The organism is Malaciobacter halophilus, assembly GCF_002837275.1.
In the GTDB taxonomy this organism is placed as follows: domain Bacteria; phylum Campylobacterota; class Campylobacteria; order Campylobacterales; family Arcobacteraceae; genus Malaciobacter; species Malaciobacter halophilus.
This window is the reverse complement of record NZ_NXIF01000045.1, coordinates 1-22,070: the sequence shown is the minus strand read 5'-3', so window position 1 is coordinate 22,070 and position 22,070 is coordinate 1. Positions and strand designations below refer to the sequence as shown.

General features: G+C 27.2%; 20 protein-coding genes. 6 read left to right on the top strand and 14 right to left on the bottom strand.

Annotation, left to right across the window (positions count from 1 at the left end):
* Nucleotides 1–25 precede the first annotated feature (25 nt).
* Both purL and CP960_RS11395 read right to left on the bottom strand, forming a co-directional pair.
* Complete coding sequence (gene purL / locus CP960_RS11400; RefSeq protein WP_101185619.1) at nt 26–2,239, bottom strand: phosphoribosylformylglycinamidine synthase subunit PurL; 2,214 nt, start codon at nt 2,237–2,239, stop codon at nt 26–28.
* A gap of 66 nt (nt 2,240–2,305) precedes the next feature.
* Nucleotides 2,306–3,262, bottom strand: coding sequence for a L,D-transpeptidase family protein (locus CP960_RS11395; RefSeq protein ID WP_101185618.1), 957 nt, complete (start codon nt 3,260–3,262; stop codon nt 2,306–2,308).
* 77 nt (nt 3,263–3,339) lie between these two features.
* Between CP960_RS11395 and CP960_RS11390 the strand changes: the two genes are divergently transcribed.
* The 4 genes from CP960_RS11390 to CP960_RS11375 all read left to right on the top strand — a co-directional run bounded on the left by CP960_RS11390 (nt 3,340) and on the right by CP960_RS11375 (nt 8,031).
* Nucleotides 3,340–4,521 carry a M23 family metallopeptidase gene (locus tag CP960_RS11390; RefSeq protein WP_101185617.1) on the top strand — a complete coding sequence of 394 codons (1,182 nt, stop codon included), beginning with the start codon at nt 3,340–3,342 and terminating at the stop codon, nt 4,519–4,521.
* A gap of 16 nt (nt 4,522–4,537) precedes the next feature.
* Entirely contained in the window at nt 4,538–5,890 is a 1,353-nt protein-coding gene (mgtE, locus tag CP960_RS11385; RefSeq protein WP_101185616.1) for a magnesium transporter, read from the top strand.
* Between the two features lie 40 nt (nt 5,891–5,930).
* Nucleotides 5,931–6,275 (top strand): MerR family transcriptional regulator, encoded by a 345-nt coding sequence (locus tag CP960_RS11380; RefSeq protein ID WP_101185615.1) that lies wholly within the window; start codon nt 5,931–5,933, stop codon nt 6,273–6,275.
* A 178-nt stretch (nt 6,276–6,453) separates the two neighbouring features.
* Complete coding sequence (locus CP960_RS11375; RefSeq protein ID WP_101185614.1) at nt 6,454–8,031, top strand: BCCT family transporter; 1,578 nt, start codon at nt 6,454–6,456, stop codon at nt 8,029–8,031.
* Nucleotides 8,032–8,065: 34 nt separating this feature from the next.
* Here CP960_RS11375 and folE read toward each other — a convergent pair whose 3' ends face one another.
* Genes folE through CP960_RS11340 form a run of 7 tightly spaced genes read right to left on the bottom strand, consistent with a single transcriptional unit; the run spans nt 8,066 to nt 14,906 of the window.
* Entirely contained in the window at nt 8,066–8,638 is a 573-nt protein-coding gene (gene folE / locus CP960_RS11370) for a GTP cyclohydrolase I FolE (protein ID WP_101185613.1), read from the bottom strand.
* Between the two features lie 10 nt (nt 8,639–8,648).
* Nucleotides 8,649–9,827, bottom strand: a complete 1,179-nt coding sequence (locus CP960_RS11365) for a type II secretion system F family protein (RefSeq protein ID WP_101185612.1) — start codon at nt 9,825–9,827, stop codon at nt 8,649–8,651.
* Nucleotides 9,817–11,196, bottom strand: a complete 1,380-nt coding sequence (locus CP960_RS11360) for a GspE/PulE family protein (protein ID WP_101185611.1) — start codon at nt 11,194–11,196, stop codon at nt 9,817–9,819. The genes CP960_RS11365 and CP960_RS11360 overlap by 11 nt, the downstream gene beginning before the upstream one ends.
* Complete coding sequence (locus CP960_RS11355) at nt 11,183–11,770, bottom strand: hypothetical protein (RefSeq protein ID WP_101185610.1); 588 nt, start codon at nt 11,768–11,770, stop codon at nt 11,183–11,185. The genes CP960_RS11360 and CP960_RS11355 overlap by 14 nt, the downstream gene beginning before the upstream one ends.
* Nucleotides 11,736–12,563 (bottom strand): hypothetical protein, encoded by an 828-nt coding sequence (locus CP960_RS11350; protein ID WP_101185609.1) that lies wholly within the window; start codon nt 12,561–12,563, stop codon nt 11,736–11,738. The genes CP960_RS11355 and CP960_RS11350 overlap by 35 nt, the downstream gene beginning before the upstream one ends.
* A 29-nt stretch (nt 12,564–12,592) precedes the next feature.
* Nucleotides 12,593–13,972 (bottom strand): cryptochrome/photolyase family protein, encoded by a 1,380-nt coding sequence (locus CP960_RS11345; protein WP_228152070.1) that lies wholly within the window; start codon nt 13,970–13,972, stop codon nt 12,593–12,595.
* Nucleotides 13,962–14,906, bottom strand: a complete 945-nt coding sequence (locus CP960_RS11340; RefSeq protein WP_101185608.1) for a YbgA family protein — start codon at nt 14,904–14,906, stop codon at nt 13,962–13,964. The genes CP960_RS11345 and CP960_RS11340 overlap by 11 nt, the downstream gene beginning before the upstream one ends.
* A gap of 344 nt (nt 14,907–15,250) precedes the next feature.
* On the opposite strand from CP960_RS11340, the gene CP960_RS11335 reads away from it, so the two are divergent.
* The gene (locus tag CP960_RS11335; protein WP_101185607.1) at nt 15,251–15,565 is read left to right on the top strand and encodes a DUF485 domain-containing protein; all 315 of its coding nucleotides are present in this window, start codon (nt 15,251–15,253) and stop codon (nt 15,563–15,565) included.
* Nucleotides 15,565–17,214 carry a cation acetate symporter gene (locus tag CP960_RS11330; RefSeq protein WP_101185606.1) on the top strand — a complete coding sequence of 550 codons (1,650 nt, stop codon included), beginning with the start codon at nt 15,565–15,567 and terminating at the stop codon, nt 17,212–17,214. The genes CP960_RS11335 and CP960_RS11330 overlap by 1 nt, the downstream gene beginning before the upstream one ends.
* Nucleotides 17,215–17,243: 29 nt before the next feature.
* Here CP960_RS11330 and thiD read toward each other — a convergent pair whose 3' ends face one another.
* Genes thiD through hemH form a run of 5 tightly spaced genes read right to left on the bottom strand, consistent with a single transcriptional unit; the run spans nt 17,244 to nt 22,035 of the window.
* Nucleotides 17,244–18,008, bottom strand: a complete 765-nt coding sequence (gene thiD / locus CP960_RS11325) for a bifunctional hydroxymethylpyrimidine kinase/phosphomethylpyrimidine kinase (RefSeq protein WP_101185605.1) — start codon at nt 18,006–18,008, stop codon at nt 17,244–17,246.
* Between the two features lie 9 nt (nt 18,009–18,017).
* The gene (locus tag CP960_RS11320) at nt 18,018–18,710 is read right to left on the bottom strand and encodes a LytR/AlgR family response regulator transcription factor (RefSeq protein WP_101185604.1); all 693 of its coding nucleotides are present in this window, start codon (nt 18,708–18,710) and stop codon (nt 18,018–18,020) included.
* Nucleotides 18,688–19,710: a sensor histidine kinase gene (locus tag CP960_RS11315; RefSeq protein ID WP_101185603.1), complete on the bottom strand. Its 1,023-nt coding sequence runs from the start codon at nt 19,708–19,710 to the stop codon at nt 18,688–18,690. Before CP960_RS11315 ends, CP960_RS11320 begins: the two co-directional genes overlap by 23 nt.
* The gene (locus CP960_RS11310; protein ID WP_101185602.1) at nt 19,698–21,104 is read right to left on the bottom strand and encodes a phytoene desaturase family protein; all 1,407 of its coding nucleotides are present in this window, start codon (nt 21,102–21,104) and stop codon (nt 19,698–19,700) included. The genes CP960_RS11315 and CP960_RS11310 overlap by 13 nt, the downstream gene beginning before the upstream one ends.
* 1 nt (nt 21,105) lies before the next feature.
* A complete protein-coding gene (gene hemH / locus CP960_RS11305) occupies nt 21,106–22,035 on the bottom strand; it encodes a ferrochelatase (RefSeq protein WP_101185601.1) in 930 nt (309 codons plus the stop codon).
* Nucleotides 22,036–22,070: the final 35 nt, after the last annotated feature.

The following is a 22,070-nucleotide window of genomic DNA, read 5'->3' as shown; positions in this document are numbered from 1 at the left end:
TTGGCTTAGATTAAGACTTTAGTTATTATAAGTCTTGTTCAATAACTTGTTTAAACTTATTAAAATAAATATCACTAGCTTTTGATAATTCAACTTTTATATCATTTATACTTATGCTGTCACCTTTTACTACACCAATTTGTTCATATGAGATTCCATTCTCTTTTGCAACAGCTTCAAAAGCATCTTTATTTGAAGCAGATACTTCAACTAGTGCTCTACTTAAAGATTCAGAAAAAATCTCTTTTGAATCATTAAGTTTAACATCAACTTCAACACCTCTATTTCCAACAACAGCCATTTTTGCTAATGAAATAGCAATACCACCCACATTTACATCTTTTGCTGATAATAAAAGAGATTGTTTATTAGCTTCAATAACTGTATTCCAAAGTTTCAACTCTTTTTCAAAGTCAACTTCTGGATGAACTCCAGCAACTTTATCATACATTTTTTTCAGGTATAAGCTTCCACCAAATTCAGCTTTTGTTTCACCTAATAAATAAATAAGACTTCCATCTTTTTGTAAATTTGAAGGTAACACTTTATTTGCATCTTCATTTACACCAACCATTGCAATTGAAGGAGTTGGGAAAACTCCAACACCATTTGTTTCATTATAAAGTGAAACATTTCCACCAACTACTGGAGTAATTAGCTCTCTACAAGCATCTTTGATACCTTCACAAGCTTGTGCAAACTGCCACATAACTTCTGGATTTTCAGGATTACCAAAATTTAAACAATCAGTAATTGCTTTTGGCATAGCACCAGTCATTGCTACATTTCTTCCAGATTCCATAACTGCTGCACTAGCACCTAATTTTGGATTTATATAACAAAACCTAGTATTACAATCAGCACTCATAGCAAGAGCTTTCCCAGTCTCTTTTACTCTAATTGAAGAACCATCTAATTTTCCTGGTCCTTTTACAGTATTTGTTTGAACCATTGAGTCATATTGGTCATATACCCAAGATTTATCTACTACTTCCATATCACTAAACATTACATCAAATGCTTCTTGATTTGAAATATCTTTATTTATTGTTATATCTTCTATATTTTTTAAATATTCTGGTTCTTTTATAGGTCTATTTAAAACAGGAGCTTGCTCACTTACTGGTTGAACAGGAACTTCCGCACATTTTTCTCCATGCCAAAATAGTTCCATATTTCCAGTATTTGTCACTTCTCCAATAACTGCAACATCAAGTTCCCACTTTTCAAAAATATCTATAATTTTTTGCTCACAACCTTTTTTAGCACAAATAAGCATTCTTTCTTGAGATTCACTAAGCATAAAATCATAAGGAGTCATTCCTTCTTCTCTTGCTGGCACTTTATCAAGATGCATAATCATACCGCTATTACTTCTTCCTGCCATCTCAAATGAAGATGAAGTTAATCCAGCTGCACCCATATCTTGAATACCAATAATTAAATCTTCTTTAAATAACTCTAAGCAAGCTTCCAAAAGTAGTTTTTCAGTAAAAGGGTCACCAACTTGAACAGTTGGTCTTTTTGATTCACTATCTTCATCAAATGATGCACTTGACATAACAGCTCCACCAAGTCCATCCCTTCCTGTTTTACTTCCCACATACATAACAGGATTTCCAACTCCTTCTGCAATTCCTAAGAATATTTCATCGGCTTTTGCAAGACCTAAAGTAAATGCATTTACAAGATTATTACCTGCATAACACTCTTCAAAAGTTGTTTCACCACCTATTGTAGGAACTCCCATGCAGTTACCATATCCACCAATTCCAGCAACAACACCTCTTAATAAATATCTATGTTTTTGTGCAGTTTCACTATTACCTTCAATTCCAGCAAACCTAATAGAGTTCATATTAGCAACTGGTCTTGCTCCCATTGTAAATACATCTCTTAAGATACCACCAACACCAGTAGCAGCACCTTGATATGGTTCAATAAATGAAGGGTGATTATGTGATTCCATTTTAAATACAGCAGCGTATCCATCTCCAATATCAATAACACCAGCATTTTCACCTGGTCCTTGAATAACCCATGGAGCTTTTGTAGGAAAACCATTTAAATATTTTTTACTTGATTTATATGAGCAGTGCTCACTCCACATAGCAGAGAAGATACCAATCTCTACATGGTTTGGTTCTCTTCTTAAAATATCTCTTATTTGACCTAATTCCTCAAGTGTTAAAGAGTGCGCTAAAGCTATCTCTTCAATATTCATCTCTTTTTGTTGCATCTGTTACCTTAAAAGTTATTTCATAGTTAAGATGCGATTATATCTAAAAAGGGGTTAAAGAAAGTTTTACCCCTCAGTTAGAATCTCTATTCTGTCATTTTTTAGTTCTATAAATAGCTCCTTTTTACCATCAAACTTATAGTTTTTAGTTCTATACTTTTCATCCATTAAAACTTTAAACATCTTTTTATTTAAAGAGTTTGGATAAGGAACTATATTTATATTAGAAAAAATAATAGTCTTATTCTCTTTTCTTGAAAAAATTCTTTCTTTATATTTTGCAAAACCTTCTAAACCTAGACCATCAAATCTTTTAAAATCCTTTGAATAAAAAGACAAATACTTTTTTATATCTGATTTTCTCCATGCATCCTTCCACTTATAAATAAAAGATAAAATGGAACTAATATCCTCTTTATTCACTTCTGTAATAGTCTCTTTTGAGATTAAAACCAATGATTCATTTATATCAATATGTTTATCTAAATTTTGTAAATTTGGATTATCTAAAGCAATACATCCTTGAGTAAACTCTTCTCTTTTTTCATTTAAAGGCATTCCGTGTATCCAAATTCCATGACCATTTTTCTTTTGTGCCTTATCAAAAGTGTTTGGATATGAAGTTACAAGAGCCAAAGGACCATAAAATGGATCTAGTTTTGTTAGTTTTGATGTTAATTCATATACTCCTTCAGGAGTTTTTAAATCTCCTTCAACTTGTTTATCACCTGGTTTTTCACCAACTATTACACTATCTTGTGCAATTTTAGAAAATTTATTATCTATTTTTTTATATACTTTTAACTCTTTAGTCTTTTTATCTACTAAAATTAAAAACTTTGTAGATTCATAATATCCATATTTTATATCTTTTTTTTCTAGGAATTTATCCCAATAACTTTTCTCTTGTAATTGTTGTTCCAATTTCTCTTTTACTGCCTCAATTCCTTGTGTTCTATAAACATCTATTAAGTCTGCAAATAAAAAAGCAACACTAAAGACTAAAAGTCCTATAATACGCATCCATACACTCCAAATATATTTTTTTAAGTTTTGCAATTGTATAATAATACCCCTAATTTTTATATAAAAGTAGTCTAATGAAAATCATATTTACACTAATCATATTTTTAACATCAGTTTTTGGCTTACAAGTGCAGGAGTTAACTTGGCCTAAAGGTGAAAGTTTTTTAACTTTCTTAGATAAGTATAATATTTCTCAAAAACTATACTTTAGTTTAGAAAAAGAGGATAAAGAGCTTTGTTCAGAGATTGTTGCAGGGATTGAATATAACTTACTATTAAATGATGATGGTAGTTTAAAACAAGTATTAATACCAGTTTCTGAAGAGATGCAACTTCATATTTATGAAACAAAAAAAGGCAAATATGAGTTTGAAGCAATACCTATTGCTTATGAAGAGATAAGTGAAACTATTGCTATTGAAATCAAAAGGTCACCATTTAAAGATATTTTTGATGCAACAGAAAACTTAGCTTTAGCAAATGAAGTTATGAGAGTATATGGAAGAAGTATTAATTTTAGAGGTATCCAAAAAGGTGATTTTGTAGCACTTAAATATAAGCAAAAAGTTAGAATGGGAAAATACTTTGGAAATCCAGATCTTATTGCAGCTATGGTTGAAGTAAATGGAACAAGACATTATAGGCTAAAAAATAGGCACAATGATAAATACTATGATGAAAGAGGAAAAGGTTTTTCAAAAACTTATTTTTTTAAGATTCCATTGACATATAAAAGAATTTCTAGTCACTTTACAAGAAGAAGATGGCATCCAGTTCTTAAACGTTATAGAGCACACTTAGGAACTGACTTTGCAGCACCAAGAGGTAGAAAAATTTATGCAGCTGGTGATGGAAAGATTATCTTCAGAGGAAGAAGAGGTGGATATGGAAATACTATAATTATTAGACATGCTAATGGTTATAGAACATTATATGCTCATCAAAGTAGATTTAAAAGTGGTCTTAGAGTTGGAAGCTATGTAAGAAAAGGTACTCATATTGGATATGTAGGGAGTACAGGACTTAGCTCAGGACCACACTTACACCTTGGTTTATACAAAAATGGAAGAGCTATTAACCCACTAAAAGTTATTAGAAGAGGAAAGGAAGTAAAACTATCTGGAAAACAAAAAGCAACATTTTTAGCCAATACTAAAGAGTTTGTAAAGGAGCTTGAACTAGTAGTTAGTAATGAAAACAGAAAGTTACCTACTAAATTAGCAAGAAAAGAGAGTTATACAATATTACAACAATAAAACTCAAGGAGTTTAAATGCAAAATGAAGAACCAATAAAAGATGCAAATGAGCTTTTAGAAAAGTTAGAAAATCTGCACCCCTCAGATATTGCTTACTCATTGAGAAAAATCGAAAATGAAAGTGTAGATGACTTTTTTTATGTTCTTAAAACTATTCCTGATGAACTATTAGGAGAGGTTCTTCTTGAACTTCCTGATAACTTAAGAGAAGCCGCATATACGGAACTATCAATTCAAAGACTTACTGATGCAGTTGATTTGCTTGAGTCAGATGATGCAACAGATATTATTCAAGAGATTGAAGAAATAGATATTGAAAAAGCAAAAGAGATATATGACGGATTAGAAGAAGAAGATAAAAAAGATATTGAGTGGCTTAAAAGATATGAAGAGGATGAAGCTGGTGCATATATGCAAACAGAGTTATTCTCTGCAAAACTCAATGAAACAGTTGGAGAATCAATTCAAAGACTTAAAACTGCTAAAGCAAATGATGAACTTATAAATATTCATCAAGTATTTGTTGTAAATGAAGAAAAGTCTCTTATTGCCTCTATTTCTCTTGAAGATTTAATTATTTTTGATTTTGATAAGACATATGAAGAGATATTAAATCAAGCAGATGAATTTAAATATAAACCATTTAAAGTTAGTGATAATACTCATATTGATGAAGTTGCAAAACAAGTTGAACAGTATGACTTAAATGTTGTAGCAGTTGTTGGTTATCAAGATATGCTAATGGGTAGGATTACAAGTGATGATATTTTAGATGTTATTGAACAAAATGCAACAGAACAAATGTATCAATTAGCAGGGGTTAATGAAGGTTTTGAACATGAAGACAATCTTATTACAACTGCTAAAAAAAGAGCAATATGGCTCTTTTTAAATCTTGGTACTGCTATTTTAGCTTCACTTGTAATTGGATTATTTGACCAAACAATACAAGCATATGTCGCATTAGCAATTCTAATGCCAATAGTTGCTTCTATGGGTGGAAATGCTGGAACACAAACTTTAGCAGTTATGGTAAGACAGTTAGCATTAGGTGATATTGAGTTAGAAAATGCAAAAGATGCAGTAAAAAAAGAGGTATTTATTTCACTTGTAAATGGTTTATTATTTGCAATTATTATGGGTATTATTGCATGGATTTGGTTTGATGAAAAACTTCTTGGTTTAGTTATTGCTCTTTCTATGGTTGTCAACTTATTTAGTGCAGGTTTTTTTGGAGCTTCAATTCCTTTAGTTTTAAAAAAATTCAACATTGACCCAGCTGTTGGTAGTACAGTATTACTTACCACAGTAACGGATATTGTGGGCTTCTTTAGCTTCTTAATGCTTGCTAAAGTAATACTTTTATAGAATTCGTTTAAATATCTTATTCTAAAGGACAATGTTACGAATGGCTTTATTAGACAATGAAAAGTGTGTTTTGCCTTTAAGTAGTATTGCTGAACTTTTAAGTACTAAAGCAAGAACTTTAAAGATGTATGAAGAAAAGGGTTTATTACCAAGAAGACAAAACCAAACAAAAAAACTATACTCAATTAATGATGTTAGATTTATCGCATTTGTTCACTATCTAGCAAGTGTAAAAAAGATAAATGCAAATGGTATTAAATATATATTAGAGATGCTTCATACAAATATGGATGAAAAAAATAGAAATGAATTTTTAGATATAGTTGAAGGGAAACTAGAAAAAATCTCTACAAATGATGTAGAAGATATTGATAACTTTAAATAAATATAACACTAAAATAACATAAAAAAGGTAAGACTTAATAAGTCTTACCTTTTTTTTTAGCTCCTATGAATTATTAGTTTTTAAGCAAATTTTGTATATTTTGTGTGCCTAAATGTAATTTTATTACATAAAATATGTTTTTTTATTACATAAAATATGTAATTTTAATAGGAGCAACATGAGTAAAAAATATGTAACCGATTATGAAATTGGTCAAGATAATCTTCAAAAATTTGGATTAGATATACACAATCCTGTATTTATAATAAGTGCTTTAATAATTTTAGCATTTGTTATAGTTACTTTAATTTATCCAGCAAGTGCAAATGAAACACTAGATGGAGCTAAATGGTGGGCAATTAATAACTTTGATTGGTTATTTATGTCTTCAAGTAATATTTTTGTAATATTTTGTATTGTTCTAATTTTCTTACCTGTAAGTAAAATTAGAATTGGAGGTAGAGATGCAAAGCCAGAGTTTTCAAATATCTCTTGGTTTGCAATGCTTTTTGCAGCTGGTATGGGTATTGGACTAATGTTTTGGTCAGTAGCTGAACCTGTTGCATACTATACTGCATGGTGGCACACACCTTTAAATGTTGAAGCAAATACGCCTCAAGCAAAAGAGTTAGCAATGGGTGCAACAATGTTTCACTGGGGATTACACCCTTGGGCAATTTATGCAATTGTTGGTTTATCTTTAGCATTTTTCTCATATAGTAAAAAACTACCTTTAACAATGAGATCTGCATTTTATCCTATTTTAGGAGAAAAAGTTTGGGGATGGCCAGGACACTTGATTGATATTTTAGCAGTTTTTGCAACAATTTTTGGTCTTGCTACATCTTTAGGTCTTGGAGCACAACAAGTTGCAGCAGGATTAAACTTTTTATTTGATATTTCTAAAGGAATTAATACACAAATTTGGATTATTGTTGCTATTACTTCAATAGCGGTTATATCTGTTGTTAGAGGATTAGAAGGTGGAGTAAAAATTTTAAGTAATTTAAATATTATCTTAGCTTTTGTACTAATCTCATTTTTATTATTTGTAGGGCCAACATTGGATATCTTTAAAGGTTTTGGAAATACTGTATCTGCTTATGCTACAAATATGTTTGATTTAGGTAGTTTTACACAAAGAGATGATAAAGAGTGGTTTCATGGATGGACAATCTTTTATTGGGCATGGTGGATTGCTTGGTCACCATTTGTTGGAATGTTTATAGCAAGAGTTTCAAAAGGAAGAACTGTAAGAGAGTTTATTATTGCAGTTTTATTAATTCCTACGCTAATTACTGCTATTTGGATGAGTGCATTTGGTACAACAGGATTAGAACAAGTTATAAATAACACAGGAGAACTAGCAAATGGTATTACTGATAAATCATTAGCAATGTTTCAAATGTTTGAAAACCTTCCTTTATCTTCAATTACTTCATCTTTAGCAATCTTTTTAGTTATTGTTTTTTTTGTAACTTCATCAGATTCAGGTTCATTAGTAATTGATAGTATTACAGCAGGTGGAAAACTAGATGCACCAACAGCACAAAGAGTATTTTGGGCAGTAGTTGAAGGTGGTGTTGCTATTTCACTTCTTTATATAGGTGGTAAACAAGCTTTAAATGCATTACAAGCTGGTTCTATTACTACAGCCTTACCATTTACACTAATCTTATTAGTAATGTGTTTTAGTCTTTATAAAGGATTAAATGGCGAATTAAAACATTTACAACAACAAGAAGAAAAAAAATAGAAATTACTTAAAGTAAAAGTAGTTTATACTACTTTTACTTTTGTAAAGAAGAAGAAACAATAGTTAAAAACTCATCTTTAGTTTTTTTATTTTGCTTAAATAGTCCTCTTAATGCTGAAGTTACAGTAGTTGAACAAATTTTTTCAACCCCTCTCATCTCCATACACATATGTCTAGCATCAATCATTACAGCAACACCTTTAGGTTTTAAAGCATCATTTAGTGCATCACAAATTTGTTCAGTCATCTGCTCTTGAATTTGTAATCTTCTTGCAAATACATTTACAACTCTTGGTATTTTACTAAGCCCTACTACTTTACCATTTGGAATATAAGCAACATGTGCTTTTCCTATTATTGGTAACATATGATGTTCACATTGACTATAAAACTCAATATCTTTTATCACTACCATTTCATCATTTGAACTTGTAAAAAGAGCTGAATTTAATATCTCTTCTGGGTTCTCTTTATATCCACCACAAATAAACTCAAAAGCTTTTCTAACCCTACTTGGAGTCTTTTCTAACCCTTCTCTATTTACATCTTCACCAATATACTCTAAGATATTTCTTATTGAGTCTTCAAACTCTTGTTCTTTACTCATATTTTTCCTTTTAAAACTTTATCATATCACTCATACTCCACATTGGAACAAATATGGCATATATAATCCAAAGTATCAATCCCATTATCATCAAAAAGACAATAGGCTGAACCCAATATGAGAGTAATTTTACTCTATTTTCAAAACCTATTTTATAAACTTTTTCTATTTCAAAAGTTACAAGCATTAATGAGTTCGATTTTTCGCCTGTTTGTATTAAATTTAATACAAAATCATCAAACAATTTTGTTGCTTCAAAAGCATAGGTTATACTTTTACCACTTTTTATCAAAGTTTCAATGAGCGCTATTTTATCTAAAAGATATTTGTTTTTTATTAAATAGTTAAGACTACTTAATGTATCAAAAAACTCATAATTCTCTTTTTGTAATATATTTAAAATAATAAAAACTTTATACAGTTCAAAGTAGAGTAATATTTTACTTAAAAAAGGAATTTTAGTAAGTAAAATCTTTTCATATATATATCTAAATTTACTATTTAATTTATATAAAAAAACAACTATTAAAAAGAAAAATATTAAAAAAGAGAAAAAAAAGAAAAAATATTTTTCAAAAAAATCTTTAATCATATATAAAAGTATAGTGGCATTATTTGTTTGTATAGCATTACTTTTTATTAAAGATTCAAATGAGGGTAAAACAAAATAGAAAATTGATACCAATGAAATAAAAAGAGTAGCTACTAAAACAAGTGGATATGAAAATGCTTTTTTTAAACTATTTTTTACTTGCAATTGATAATTCAAAAGTTTACTTAGAGCTTTTATTGAAACTACTAAATTACCTCTTTTATTCACAATTATAAGAAAACTTTTTACAACTGAATCTAGCTTAAATTTTTTATCATCAAAATCTAAACCTTTTGCTTTTTTTACACTATTTAATAACTCTTGCAAAAAATCTTTACTCTTTTTATTTTTTCTACTATTTTTTAAAATCTCTAAAGAGGTGATAAGATCTAAATTTGAATCTAACATCATATTTAATTCATAAAAAATCTGATAAATCTCTTTTAATCTAAAGGTCTGCCTTCTATTTTCAAACAGTTTGTCTTGCTTTTTTATTTTTAATACATTAGTAGGAAGTTTTAAACTATTTATATCTTCACACTCTACTATTTTCTTATAAACTTTTGAGTCTTCTTGATAATATATTTTATACTTCATCTTCAAAACCTAATACTTTATAAACTTCATCAAGTGTAGTTAATGCTTTTTTTACTTTTATCTTTGCATCACTATATATATCTTCATAATCTATTTTTTTTAAATAACTTTTATATTCATCTAGTGAACTATTTTTGGCAATTAAAGAGCTTAATTTATCATCAATTCTTAAATGTTCACATATTGCTGTTCTTCCTAAATATTTTGTATAATTGCACTTTTCACAACCTTTAAAAGCACAATAAGGACAGACTCTAAGAACAAGTCTTTGATAAAAAATTGATTTTAAAGTTGATGAAAGTAAAAAGCTTTGAGAGTTCAAATCAAGCAATCTGCTAATTGAATTTAATGCACTATTTGAATGTATTGTAGATAAAACTAAGTGTCCAGTTAAAGAAGCTTGAATAGCAATTTGTAAAGATAACTTATCTCTTATTTCTCCTATAAAAATAATATCAGGGTCTTGCCTTAGTATATTTTTTAAAACAGAAGAGAAACTTACATCCAATTTATCATTTACATTTATTTGCGTTATTCCACTTAGTTTATACTCAACTGGGTCTTCTACTGTAATAATCTTTTTACTACTTATATCAAAACTTTTTAAAATGGAGTAAAGTGTTGTAGTTTTTCCACTTCCTGTTGGGCCACAAACTAAAACTAAGCCTTGTGTTAAACTACTAATTGATTTTAAACCTTCATATATAGGTTTTGAAAACTCTAATAAATTCAAATCTTTTTTTACAGTTTTATTATCAAGTATTCTTAAAACTATAGACTCACCTGAAATTGTTGGCATAAAAGAGACTCTAAAATCATAACTAATCTCATCAATTTTTTCATGTATTCTTCCATCTAATGCTTTTCTATATTGTGTTATATCAAGCTTAGCTCTTAGTTTTATATATGAACTTATTATTTTAAAAAAATCTATACTAAAACTAATTATATGTTTTAATCTTCCATCAATTCTAAACCTAAATATAAGAAGTTTTTCATCTGTTTCAATATGAATATCACTTGCTCTTTTTTCAATACTAAATTTTAAAAGAGTATAAAAAAACTCTTCAATAAAATTTTTATTGTTTTGTTCACTACTTTGTAAGCTACTTTTGTATAAATTATATAATTTATATCTTTTCTCTAAATCACTTAAATAAAAAAGTATTTCATCTTGTTTTATGTTTATAAAACTTGGTAGATTAAAAAAACAACTTTTTGCAAACTTAATATCACTACTTTTACATACTGCACAATACGAATATATTTCATCTTCATAAAGAGGCAAAATAAGACTTTTTTTTAAAGCTTCAATATCAAACCTTTTTATAAAATCATAATTAATTACATACTCTTTAATATCCTTCATCTTCTTCCTTTTTATGCCATTTATTTTGTTTATACTCATAATCAAAAATTACTGCTTCTATTTTTTCAAGCTCTTTAACTTTTTTTTCAACTAAAAAATTAAAACTATTATCTTTTAATACTCTTTTTTTAAATCTATAATTTTTTGATAAATCAACTAAAATAGTGGCAGTAAAGAACTCTTCTTTATTTTTTATATTTAACTCTTCAATAAAACTATTAGAGCTTAGGTTTTCTATGAAATTTAAACTTTTAATAATTTTTTTCATATTAGTAAATATTTGTAATCTGACTTTTTTTTGAAGCTTATTTAACGAAATTATTGTTATATTATTTGATTTACAAAAATTTGTGAAAGAAGAAGTGAATAGATTTTTGTCAATTATTTGCAAGCTTAACTTAGGCTTTATAATCTCTTTTGAAACTTTAATACTCTGTTCTTTTTTTATATTTTCATGTAAAAATACAAAAAGTACCAATAGAAAAAACGGCAGTAAAAAAAGTTCAATTTTTTGTAAAAACTTAAGCTTTACAAACTTTTCATTTAGTTGTTGTCTTAAATAAGCTAACTTCATACTTATCTTCTTTTTGGTCAAACTTTATATACTCAATTTCAAAAGCTAATTGTTTGGAAAAAGATTCTACTTTAGGTAAGGAGTTTGATAAAACTATTAAACTATATTTATTAGTAGAAAAATCTCCTTGTTTTAAATGAATTTTATTTAAATCAAGTTCTTTATAAATATTTAGCAATTTTTTTGATAAAACTGTTTTTTTATTCAAAATAGGAGCTTTTTTATATTTAATATTATTTTGATTTTTATCCGATTTATTTATATAAATAAAAAAAGATGCAATACAAAAAAAGCATATAAATAAAAAGATATCTAAAGTTAAAAAAGATGAGTAGTGAATAAGATTAGAACTATTTTTTTTAGTATTTTTAATAGCTATTTTAATCTCCTCTTTTGATAAAAGCATAATTTCAAAACTCTTTAATTGAAGTTTATTAATAATTAATTGAGTTATTTGATTTTTATCTAAAGAGTAATTAATTGGCAAAAGATAATAGAGTTGTTTATTCTTTAATACAAGTATATAAAACTCTATAACCACCACAATATATTTACTATTTGTTTTTAAATTATCAAAAAAAAGAAAGTCAAACTTATTATTTTCAAAAACGATAATCTGATAAGCACTAAGTTGCTTAATAAAACTAAAATAGACTTTTTTATTTTTATAAGCAATATTTTTTAATTGAAGTTGTGAAGAGATAAAACTTTTTAAATGCTTGCTTTTTATCTCTTCTGTTACTTTTACAAATAAAATTATAAATTGGCTATTTAAAAGGCTAAACTTTTCCATAAAGAAAGTTTAGCATAAAAATAATAAAATTAATTATTTATAAAGCTTTTTGCTTCTTCTAAAAAATATTCTCTTGCTTGTTTATGCTTTACAATTGGCTTTGTATAACCTTTTATACTATTTGAAAATAGGAACTCTTCATCATGTATTTTTTTTGCTTCTAAGCCTTTTAATGGTTTTAAATACTTTTTAATATATAAAGCATCTTTATCAAACTTTTTTGCTTGCAAATATGGATTAAAAACTCTAAAGTATGGTTGTGCATCAATTCCTGTACTAGAGCTCCACTGCCAAGATAAAATATTTGAAGCTGCATCATAATCCATTAGATATTTGGCAAAAAAAGCTTCTCCTTTCTGCCATGGAAGCATTAAGTGTTTACAAAAAAATGATGCTACAATCATTCTTACTCTATTGTGCATATAACCTGTTGTAAGAAGTTGAGTAACTCCTGCATCAACTATTGGAACACCTGTATTTGCTGTAATAAATCTCTCATAATACTCTTTATTATACATATATGGAGCATAACTTCTAAAATCTTGTGTATGTAGTTTTGGGAAGTGATACAATAAAGAAGCATAAAAATCTCTAAATACAAGTTGTCTAAAAAAAGCCTCTGTTTGAAAGCCTTGTTTTTTTAAAGATATTAACTCTCGTAATACTCTTCTTATACTTATAGCTCCAAATCTTAAGTCCAAACTTAAGTTTGAAGTTGCATCTTCATTTAAATAATCTCTTTTTTCTTCATATGTTTGAATTTTTGTTTTTAAACTTTTTAACTTTTTTATTGCAGGTTCATATTTTATACTATTACTTACAAAACCTATACTTTTTATGTCAAGGCTTTTTTGTATAAAACTATTTTCTTTAAACTCATTTATATAATCAAAATAATCAAAATCACTTAATATATTTTTTTCAATTTCATACTTTAAAGCATGTTCTTTAGTATATTGCTGTTTTGCTTCTTTAAAAAATGGTGCAAATACTACGTAACAAGAACCATCTTTTTTTAAAATCTCTTTTGGTTCATAAATATAGCAATCAAATAAAGCATTAAATTCTACAAGCTTTCCAATCTCATTATCCCTATTTCTTGCATAATTATCATAATCAACACTTGCATAAACACAGCTAAATCCTTTCTGTTTCAAAAAAGTAAAAACATCAATGACCTCTGCATAAAAAATAGCTAAATCTAAATCATATTTTTTTAACTCTTTTTTTAATTCTAACACTTTTTTAAAAATATAATCTACTCTTTTATCATCACAATTTAGTTCATCTAATATAGTTTTATCAAAAATAAATATAGGTAAAACCTCTTTTGCTTTTATTGATAAAAGCATAGAGTCTTCAACTCTTAAATCTCTTCTAAACCAAAGTATTGTTTTTTTATTTTCCACTTTTAATATCACTTCTTAATGCTAATTCATCAGGATAAGGCTGCAAAAATTTCTGTTTAAGTAAAAACTCTTTATCATACTTTACACTAAGTAGTTTTATTAATGCAATAACAGTGATTAAAGGTATAATTTTTTCTTTGTATTGACTAATTAACTCTTTTAGTTCCAATTTTTCTTTAGAAGTTAACTCTTTTTTGAAAAAACCTGCCATATGCTCTAATACATTTACAGTTTTACTAATTTTACTTTTTGTAGCAATAGTTTTAATAAATAACTCTTTATACTCAGCCATCACTTCTTTTAAACTTTTTTTATCATGATTTGCTACTATATTTCCCAAATCTCTATATAATACTTCATTTTTTGAATGCAATAAATATTTATATGAAGTGTGAAAGTCAACTAAATGCTTAAATTTACTAATGTTATTACTTAAGTTTTGTATCTCACTATAAGCAAAAATTTGCATAATAAAATTTTCTCTTAACCAAGCGTCATTTAATCTAGCCTCTTCTTCAATGGGAAGATAGGGAAACTGCTCTTTACACATAGCTGCAAAAACTCCATCCTTTTTTCCTTGAGGCATACCATTTTCATAATATTTCGTACTTCCTAAACCACAACTTGGAGATTTAGATTTAAGTATTATTCCACAAATTGGTTCTTGTTTAAGTTTTTGTATCTCATCTTTAGAAGATTGTATGACTTTTGAAGTAACATCTTCTTTTGAAAAAACTGTTTTAAGTTCTAATTTATTTTTATCATTGATTATTCTAATTGTTTCTCGTGGTGTTCCCATTGCTAAATGCTCTGGACAGAAATGTACAAATTCTGCATACTTTGAAAGTGTTTTTAATACAAATTTATTCATTTGATTTGAGCCATCATAACGAACATTATTCCCTAACAAGCAACTTGATACAGCTAATAACATACAATTTCCTCAATTTAATTTCATTATTTAATTATATCATCAATTATTGTTCTTTAATACACAATTTTTGTTCATTGATGACAACTTTTTTATATTTATATAGGTTATATTTTATATAACTATTATTAATATATTACATATTTGATACTATATGTAACACAATATAAGTAATTTTATTTTATATACCTTAATAATATTTATTAATTAATTAGTATAAGTTTATTAGATAATTTTAATGTGTAGAATTTTGACTTCTTATATTTTTACACATTTTATACATAATTTTTAGTTTCATTTTGAAACATTTTTATGAAGTGTGTGTAAATATGAAGAGAGGAGAGAGGATGAACGAAGAATTGGTACAAAAAATCGAAAATCACCCAAAATACCAAGAGCTAATTCAAAAAAGAAGAAGCTTTAGTATTTCACTAGGAGTTTTCGTATTAGTAATGTTTTATGCATATATATTAACTATTGCATTTAACAAAGAGGTTTTGGCTACTAAAATTGCAGATGGATTAACAACAGTTGCATTTCCTATTGCACTAGCGATTTTAGTAATTAGTTTTATAACAACTATAATTTACGTAAGAAGAGCTAATGGTGAGTTCGAAAACTTAATCAATGAAGTAAAAAAAGACGTAAAGGATGAGTTATAATGTTTAAACTAATAGCAATATTTTCAATTTTATGTGTTTCACTTTTTGCAGCGGGAGATGCAACATTTGAAGCAACTAAAAGAGAGTTAAATATTCCTGCAATTATAATGTTCTTTATTTTTATTGTTGGAACATTAGGAATTACATATTGGGCAGCAAAAAGGACAAAATCAGCAAGTGACTTTTATACAGCTGGTGGAGGAATTAGTGGTTTTCAAAATGGTTTAGCAATTGCAGGTGATTATATGTCTGCAGCAGCTTTTTTAGGTGTATCTGGACTTATTTACTTAAAAGGTTATGATGGAGTGATTTATGCTGTATCATTTTTAGTTGGATGGCCAATTATTCTATTTTTTATGGCTGAAAAACTAAGAAACTTAGGTAAATTTACTTTTGCAGATATTGCTGCTTATAGACTTTCACAAAAAGAGATTAGAACATTAGCTGCTTTTGGTTCACTTTCAGTTGTAGTTTTATATCTTATTGCTCAAATGGTAGGTGCTGGAAAACTTATTCAAGTTCTTTTTGGAATGGAGTATGAATTTGCAGTAATTCTAGTTGGTGTAATGATGATAATTTATGTTACATTTGGTGGTATGCTTGCAACTACTTGGGTTCAAATAATTAAAGCATGTTTATTACTATCAGGTGTTTCATTTATGGCTATAATGGTTTTGTACCATTTTGATTTTAATTTTGAAAGTTTAGCTGTAAGTGCAGTACAAAACCATGAAGCAGGAGAATCAATTTTAGCACCAGGTGGATTTATTTCAGATCCTATATCAGCTATTTCGCTTGGTATGGCACTTATGCTAGGAACTGCTGGACTTCCCCATGTACTTATGAGGTTTTTTACTGTTGGTAATGCAAAAGAAGCTAGAAAGTCTGTTGTTTATGCAACTGGCTTTGTTGGTTACTTTTGGATAATAATAACTATTGTTGGATTTGGAGCAATTGCTTTTTTAAATTCAGCAGATGGTGCTCAATATTTTATTGATGGAAAACTATTTGGTGGAAATAATATGGCATCAATTCATCTATCACATATGCTAGGTGGAAATGCATTTTTAGGTTTTATTTCAGCTGTTGCATTTGCTACAATTTTAGCGGTTGTATCTGGGCTTACATTAGCTGGTGCATCAGCAATATCTCATGATATTTATGCAAATGTAATTAATCCTAATGCAAGTGATGAAAAAGTTGTTAAAATTTCAAGAATTACTGTAATTATAGTTGGTATTGTAGGAGTTATTTTGGGAATTGCTTTTGAACAACAAAATATTGCATATATGGTAGGTCTTGCATTTGGTATTGCTGCATCTGCAAACTTTCCAATTCTATTTTTATCAATTTATTGGAGAGGACTTACAACTAAAGGCGCTTTTATTGGAGGATTTATTGGTTTAATCACTGCTGTTACACTAGTTGTAATAGGTCCAATTGTTTGGGTTCAAATACTTGGAAATGAAGAAGCACTTTTTCCTTATAAACACCCTGCTTTATTTTCAGTAACAGTTGCATTTATTTCAATATGGTTCTTTTCAACAATTGATAATTCACAAAAAGCAAAAGAAGAAAAAGAGAGATTTAGAGCTCAAAATATAAGAGCTAATACTGGTTTTGGTGCAGTAGGAGCGGTTGAGCATTAAAATTATTCAAAGAGGATTTCCTCTTTGAATTATACTTTGTGGTTTATAACCCCAGAACCACTACCTAAATTAGGAGCTTTTAAAATAGCTTCATAAACATACTCTTTAGATACTCTAATTGACTCTTCTAAACTTTTACCCAAAGCTAAATTTGCAGCAATTGCAGAAGATAAAGTACAACCTGTACCATGAAGGTTTTTGGTTCTTATATATGGTGTATGAAAAGATTTAATATCATTTTTTGTATATAAGTAATCTATACTATACCAAACATTATTTATCTCTTTTTTATGTTTTTTTACTAAAACATTAGTTTTATACTCTCTAATTTTATTTAAATCATGCTCATCATTCTCATTATAATCAAAAAGCTGTTTTGCTTCATAAAGATTTGGTGTTATAACTGTTGCATATTTACAAAAATCTTTTAGCTCTTTAATTGCTTCTGTTTCTAACAAAGGTGAGCCTGCTTTTGAAACAAATACAGGGTCTAAAACAATTGGTATTTTTAAATCTTTAATTGTATCTTTTACAATTTTAATAATCTTTTTATTAAAAAGCATTCCAACTTTAATAACTTTAATATCAAAATCTTCTAAAACTGAATCTATTTGCGCTTTAACAAACTTTGCATCTACTTCATAAATATCTTTTACTCCCGTAGTATTTTGCGCAGTTAAAACAGTAATTACTGATGCTGAATATACTTTGAAAGCTTCAAATGTTTTTATGTCTGCTTGAATTCCTGCTCCACCGCATGAATCTGAACCAGCAATTGTTAAAACACTTTGCATTCTTGCTCCTTACTTTTCTATAAACTCTCTAAACTTTTTAGCTCCATCTTTACTTGAAGTAATACTATCTTTTATATTAGTAAAGAAAAACTCAATTTTACTTTGTTCTTGTGTTTTCATACTTTTTACATAATCTAAATTAATAATATAAGAACGATGTACTCTAAAAAAGTTTGATGATTTTAGCAAATTTTCCATATCAGAAATCTTTTTAGCATAATAAGAGAACCCATCTTTTGTTCTAAAAATCACTTCATTTAAGTCTGCTTGAATATAAATTATCTCTTCTGGTTTAATTAAGTATGCTTCGTCACCATTTTTTGTAAGAAACTTAACACCTTTTTCCTCTTTTTTATAAGAGATTGCTCTATTTATACTTTTTTGCAACTCCTCTTTTGTAAAAGGCTTTAATAAATAATCAATTGCACCAATTTCAAAAGCTTTTAAAGCATGTTCTTCATAAGCTGTTTGAAAAATAACAAAAGCTTCATTATTTGTAGCAAATATATCTTGTGCAAGTTGTAAACCTGTTATTTCAGGCATATTAATATCTAAAATATAAATATCAAAACTATTTTCTTTATCTAAAGAATCAAATTGTTCTTTATTATTTGCTACTTCATAATCATACTTAAGTTCATCAAGTAATCTAACTAATCTTTTAATTGCTAACTCTTCATCATCCATTACTAATATTTTCATTGCATCTTCCTATTGTGATTTTATAAGTTGGTATTTGCTTATCTTCTAAACTAATTCTTCCTTTACATAAAATTTGTAGTCTCTCTTTTAAATTTGTAAGCCCTATTCCAAATTTATGTTTTTGTACAGGTTTTCCATTGTTTTTCACATATATCTCAAAATCTTCATTTTGCTTTACATAAATATCAATTATTAGTTCTTTATTTGATTTATCAAAACCATGTTTTATTGCATTTTCTACAAGTAATTGTATAGAAAACTTAGGAACTAATTTTTCTAAAAACTCTTTTTTTATATCTATATTTAAAACTATTTTATTTGAAAATCTTACATTTTCCAATGCAACATATCTTTTAAGATTATCTAATTCATCATTTAAACTATTTAAAGCACTCTCTTTCATACTTTGCCTTAAGAATTTTGAAAGTTGCATAAGATTATCTTCTGCTTTATTTATATCTTCATGAATAAGCTCAACTAAAGAGTTTAAAGAATTAAATAAAAAATGTGGATTTAATTGTCTTTGAAGTGATTTTAACCTACTTTCTAATAATAATCTTTCACTATACTCTTTTTTATTACTCATTTTTACAAATTGATATAAAAGTGCTGCAACAAAATATGTTAAAAAGCCAATAAAAAAAGCAAATATCATATAATTATTTTCAAACTTTTCAAGTAAATATATATTAAAAATCTTACATAAATAGTATGTTACTAAAGTTCCTAAAAACCCTGATAAAAAGGAGAATACAATAGCTAAAACTAACCAATATTTTTTTGAAAGTTTTGGTAAAATATAGTTATTTAAATATGTAATAAAACACATAGAAAAGATAAAAATATCAATACCTAATAAGCTACCAAAAATTATTGCATTTTTAAGCTCTTCATCAATCAAATAATAACTGTATACAGATAAAATAATTGAAAAAAGTAACGCAATTAAAAAGATAAAAAACCAATCTTTTAATCTTATTTGTAACTCTATATTTTGCATATTAACCTTTGTAAATTTCTAACTCCAAGCATAACTCCAGGCCAACCTTGAGCTGCAAATGTAGTATCTCCTACATTATATAAACCTTTTATGGGAGTATCATTTGAAGGAAGTTTATAAATTAAATTTTCATATCTTACTGCAATTCCACCTAAACTTGTTCTATTAATGTATCTTTTAAAAGTCTGTGGAGTTGCTGCAAAACATTTAATAATCTCATTCTCGTGAATATTTAGTTTTTCACATACAATCTTTTTTATTATAGCTAGTAACTCTTGTTTTTTCTCTTTTGTTCCATCTTTAAAAAATGCACTATTTGTATGTATAGAAATAGTAACACTTCCTTTCATTTTTTCATCATCACTACTAGAAAAAGATACAAACATAGAGTTAGATACAGTATGTTTTAATCTATTTGGCAAAATAATTTGATAGTGATGGTCAAAAGTTTTATTTGTATCTAATTTCATATAAACCATAAAAGCAGATAAACCAAAATCAAACTTTTTATATCTATTTATATACTCTTTTATTTTTTTATCTTCAAATAGATGTGCACTATCAAATAAAGAACTATTTAGTACTATATTTTTTGTATTTAGTGAACTATTATTTTTTGTATGAACTACAAAACTATCATCTTTTTTTTCTATGTTTTGTATAAACTCATTTGTTCTTACATCATCTATTTTTTCTGCCATTGAATCAAATAAAGTTCCCATACCTCCATAAACATAATAATTACTCATAAACTGATATCCAAGAGCTAAAGCACATGTTAAAAAATTTATCTCATTTGTTCTTGCTTGAGATACTATTAATACTTGATTATCTATATAATCTAAATACTCTTTTGAAACCCCATTAAAAAACTTATGTATAAACTTATCTGCTTTAACAAAAAGTAAAGAAGAGAATTCAAAAAATAGATTTTTAAAAGAGTACAAAGATTTTGCTTTTGATAATAAATCTTTATTTGAATAATAGTAATCATCAATCTGAAAAAATCTATTAGTAATTGAAAATATCAACTCATAAAACTCTTTATTCTTTTCATGGTAAAACACTCCATTAATCTCATCAACAAAAGCTTCTAAATCTCTTAATCTTCTTATTTTCTTATCATTGATTAATACTGTTAAAGAAGAGTCTAAAAGTTGTTTATTAAACTCTACTTTATGTTTTTTAAAAAATTCATATAAAAAAGTACCATCTTGGTATCCAGCAAAAGTTGTAGCTCCTGAGTTGTAAAAATATTTCCCTCTTTTATAAGTAGAAGAACAACCTCCTAAATAAGGCTCTTTTTCAAATAGTGTTATGTCAAACTTCTTACTTAGTGCCAAAGCAGAAGCTGTTCCACCAATACCTGCTCCTATTATTGCAAAATCTTTCATTTTATGTTCCCATTTGTTTATATAAATCTTTTATTACATTACCCATTAGTGTATTTAAAGATTTAGCAACAATATACTCTTCAAAGCCTAGCTCTTGCGCTAACTCTTTATACTCAACATCAAGTTCAAATTCAGTTTCAGAATTATCAATAGTAAATGCAATTGGATAAATAATCACTTTTTTTAACTCTAAAGAAGCAAGTTTATCTTCTAAATATGGTTTAATCCATTGCATGGGTCCTACTCTTGATTGATAAGCTAAGTGAGTTTTATGAAAATTGATTCCTTGCTTTGCTAACTCTTTTCTTGCATAATAAACATTTTGTTTTATATGTTTTTGGTAAACATCTCCACTATCTATAATTTTTTGTGTTAAACCATGTGCAGAAAATACAAGCTCATACTCTTTTGGATTTTTTGTACCTAATGCCTCTTTAATTCTTTGAACAATTGCTTCATTATAGTTTTTATTTGAATAATATTTATGAATAGTTTGAATTCTATTCTCTAAATTTAATTTTTTTGCTTCTAAAAATAAATCATCATAAGATGAAGCTGTTGTAGTTGTAGAGTAATGAGGATATAAAGGAATTGCAAAAATCTTATCATAATCTTTTAAGCTTGGTAGAACATCCTTTGCAAAAGGTGGTGTATATCTCATTACATAAAATACATCTGCATCTAATTGTATATTTAAAAGCTCTACTAACTTTTCAGTATAAGCTATAATTGGTGACTTGCCACCTAATTGTCTATAATTATTTGTAGCCTCTTTTAGCCTACTTTTTATAATAATAAATGCTATTAATTTTCTTATTAATTTTGGTGCGCCAATTATTCTTTTGTCATTAAACATATTTTTTAAAAATAGTTTTACTTCATCTAAATTATTTGGTCCACCCATATTAAGAAGTAATATTGCTTTTTTCATACTTTATAACTCCACTAATTTTTCATATTTTAATT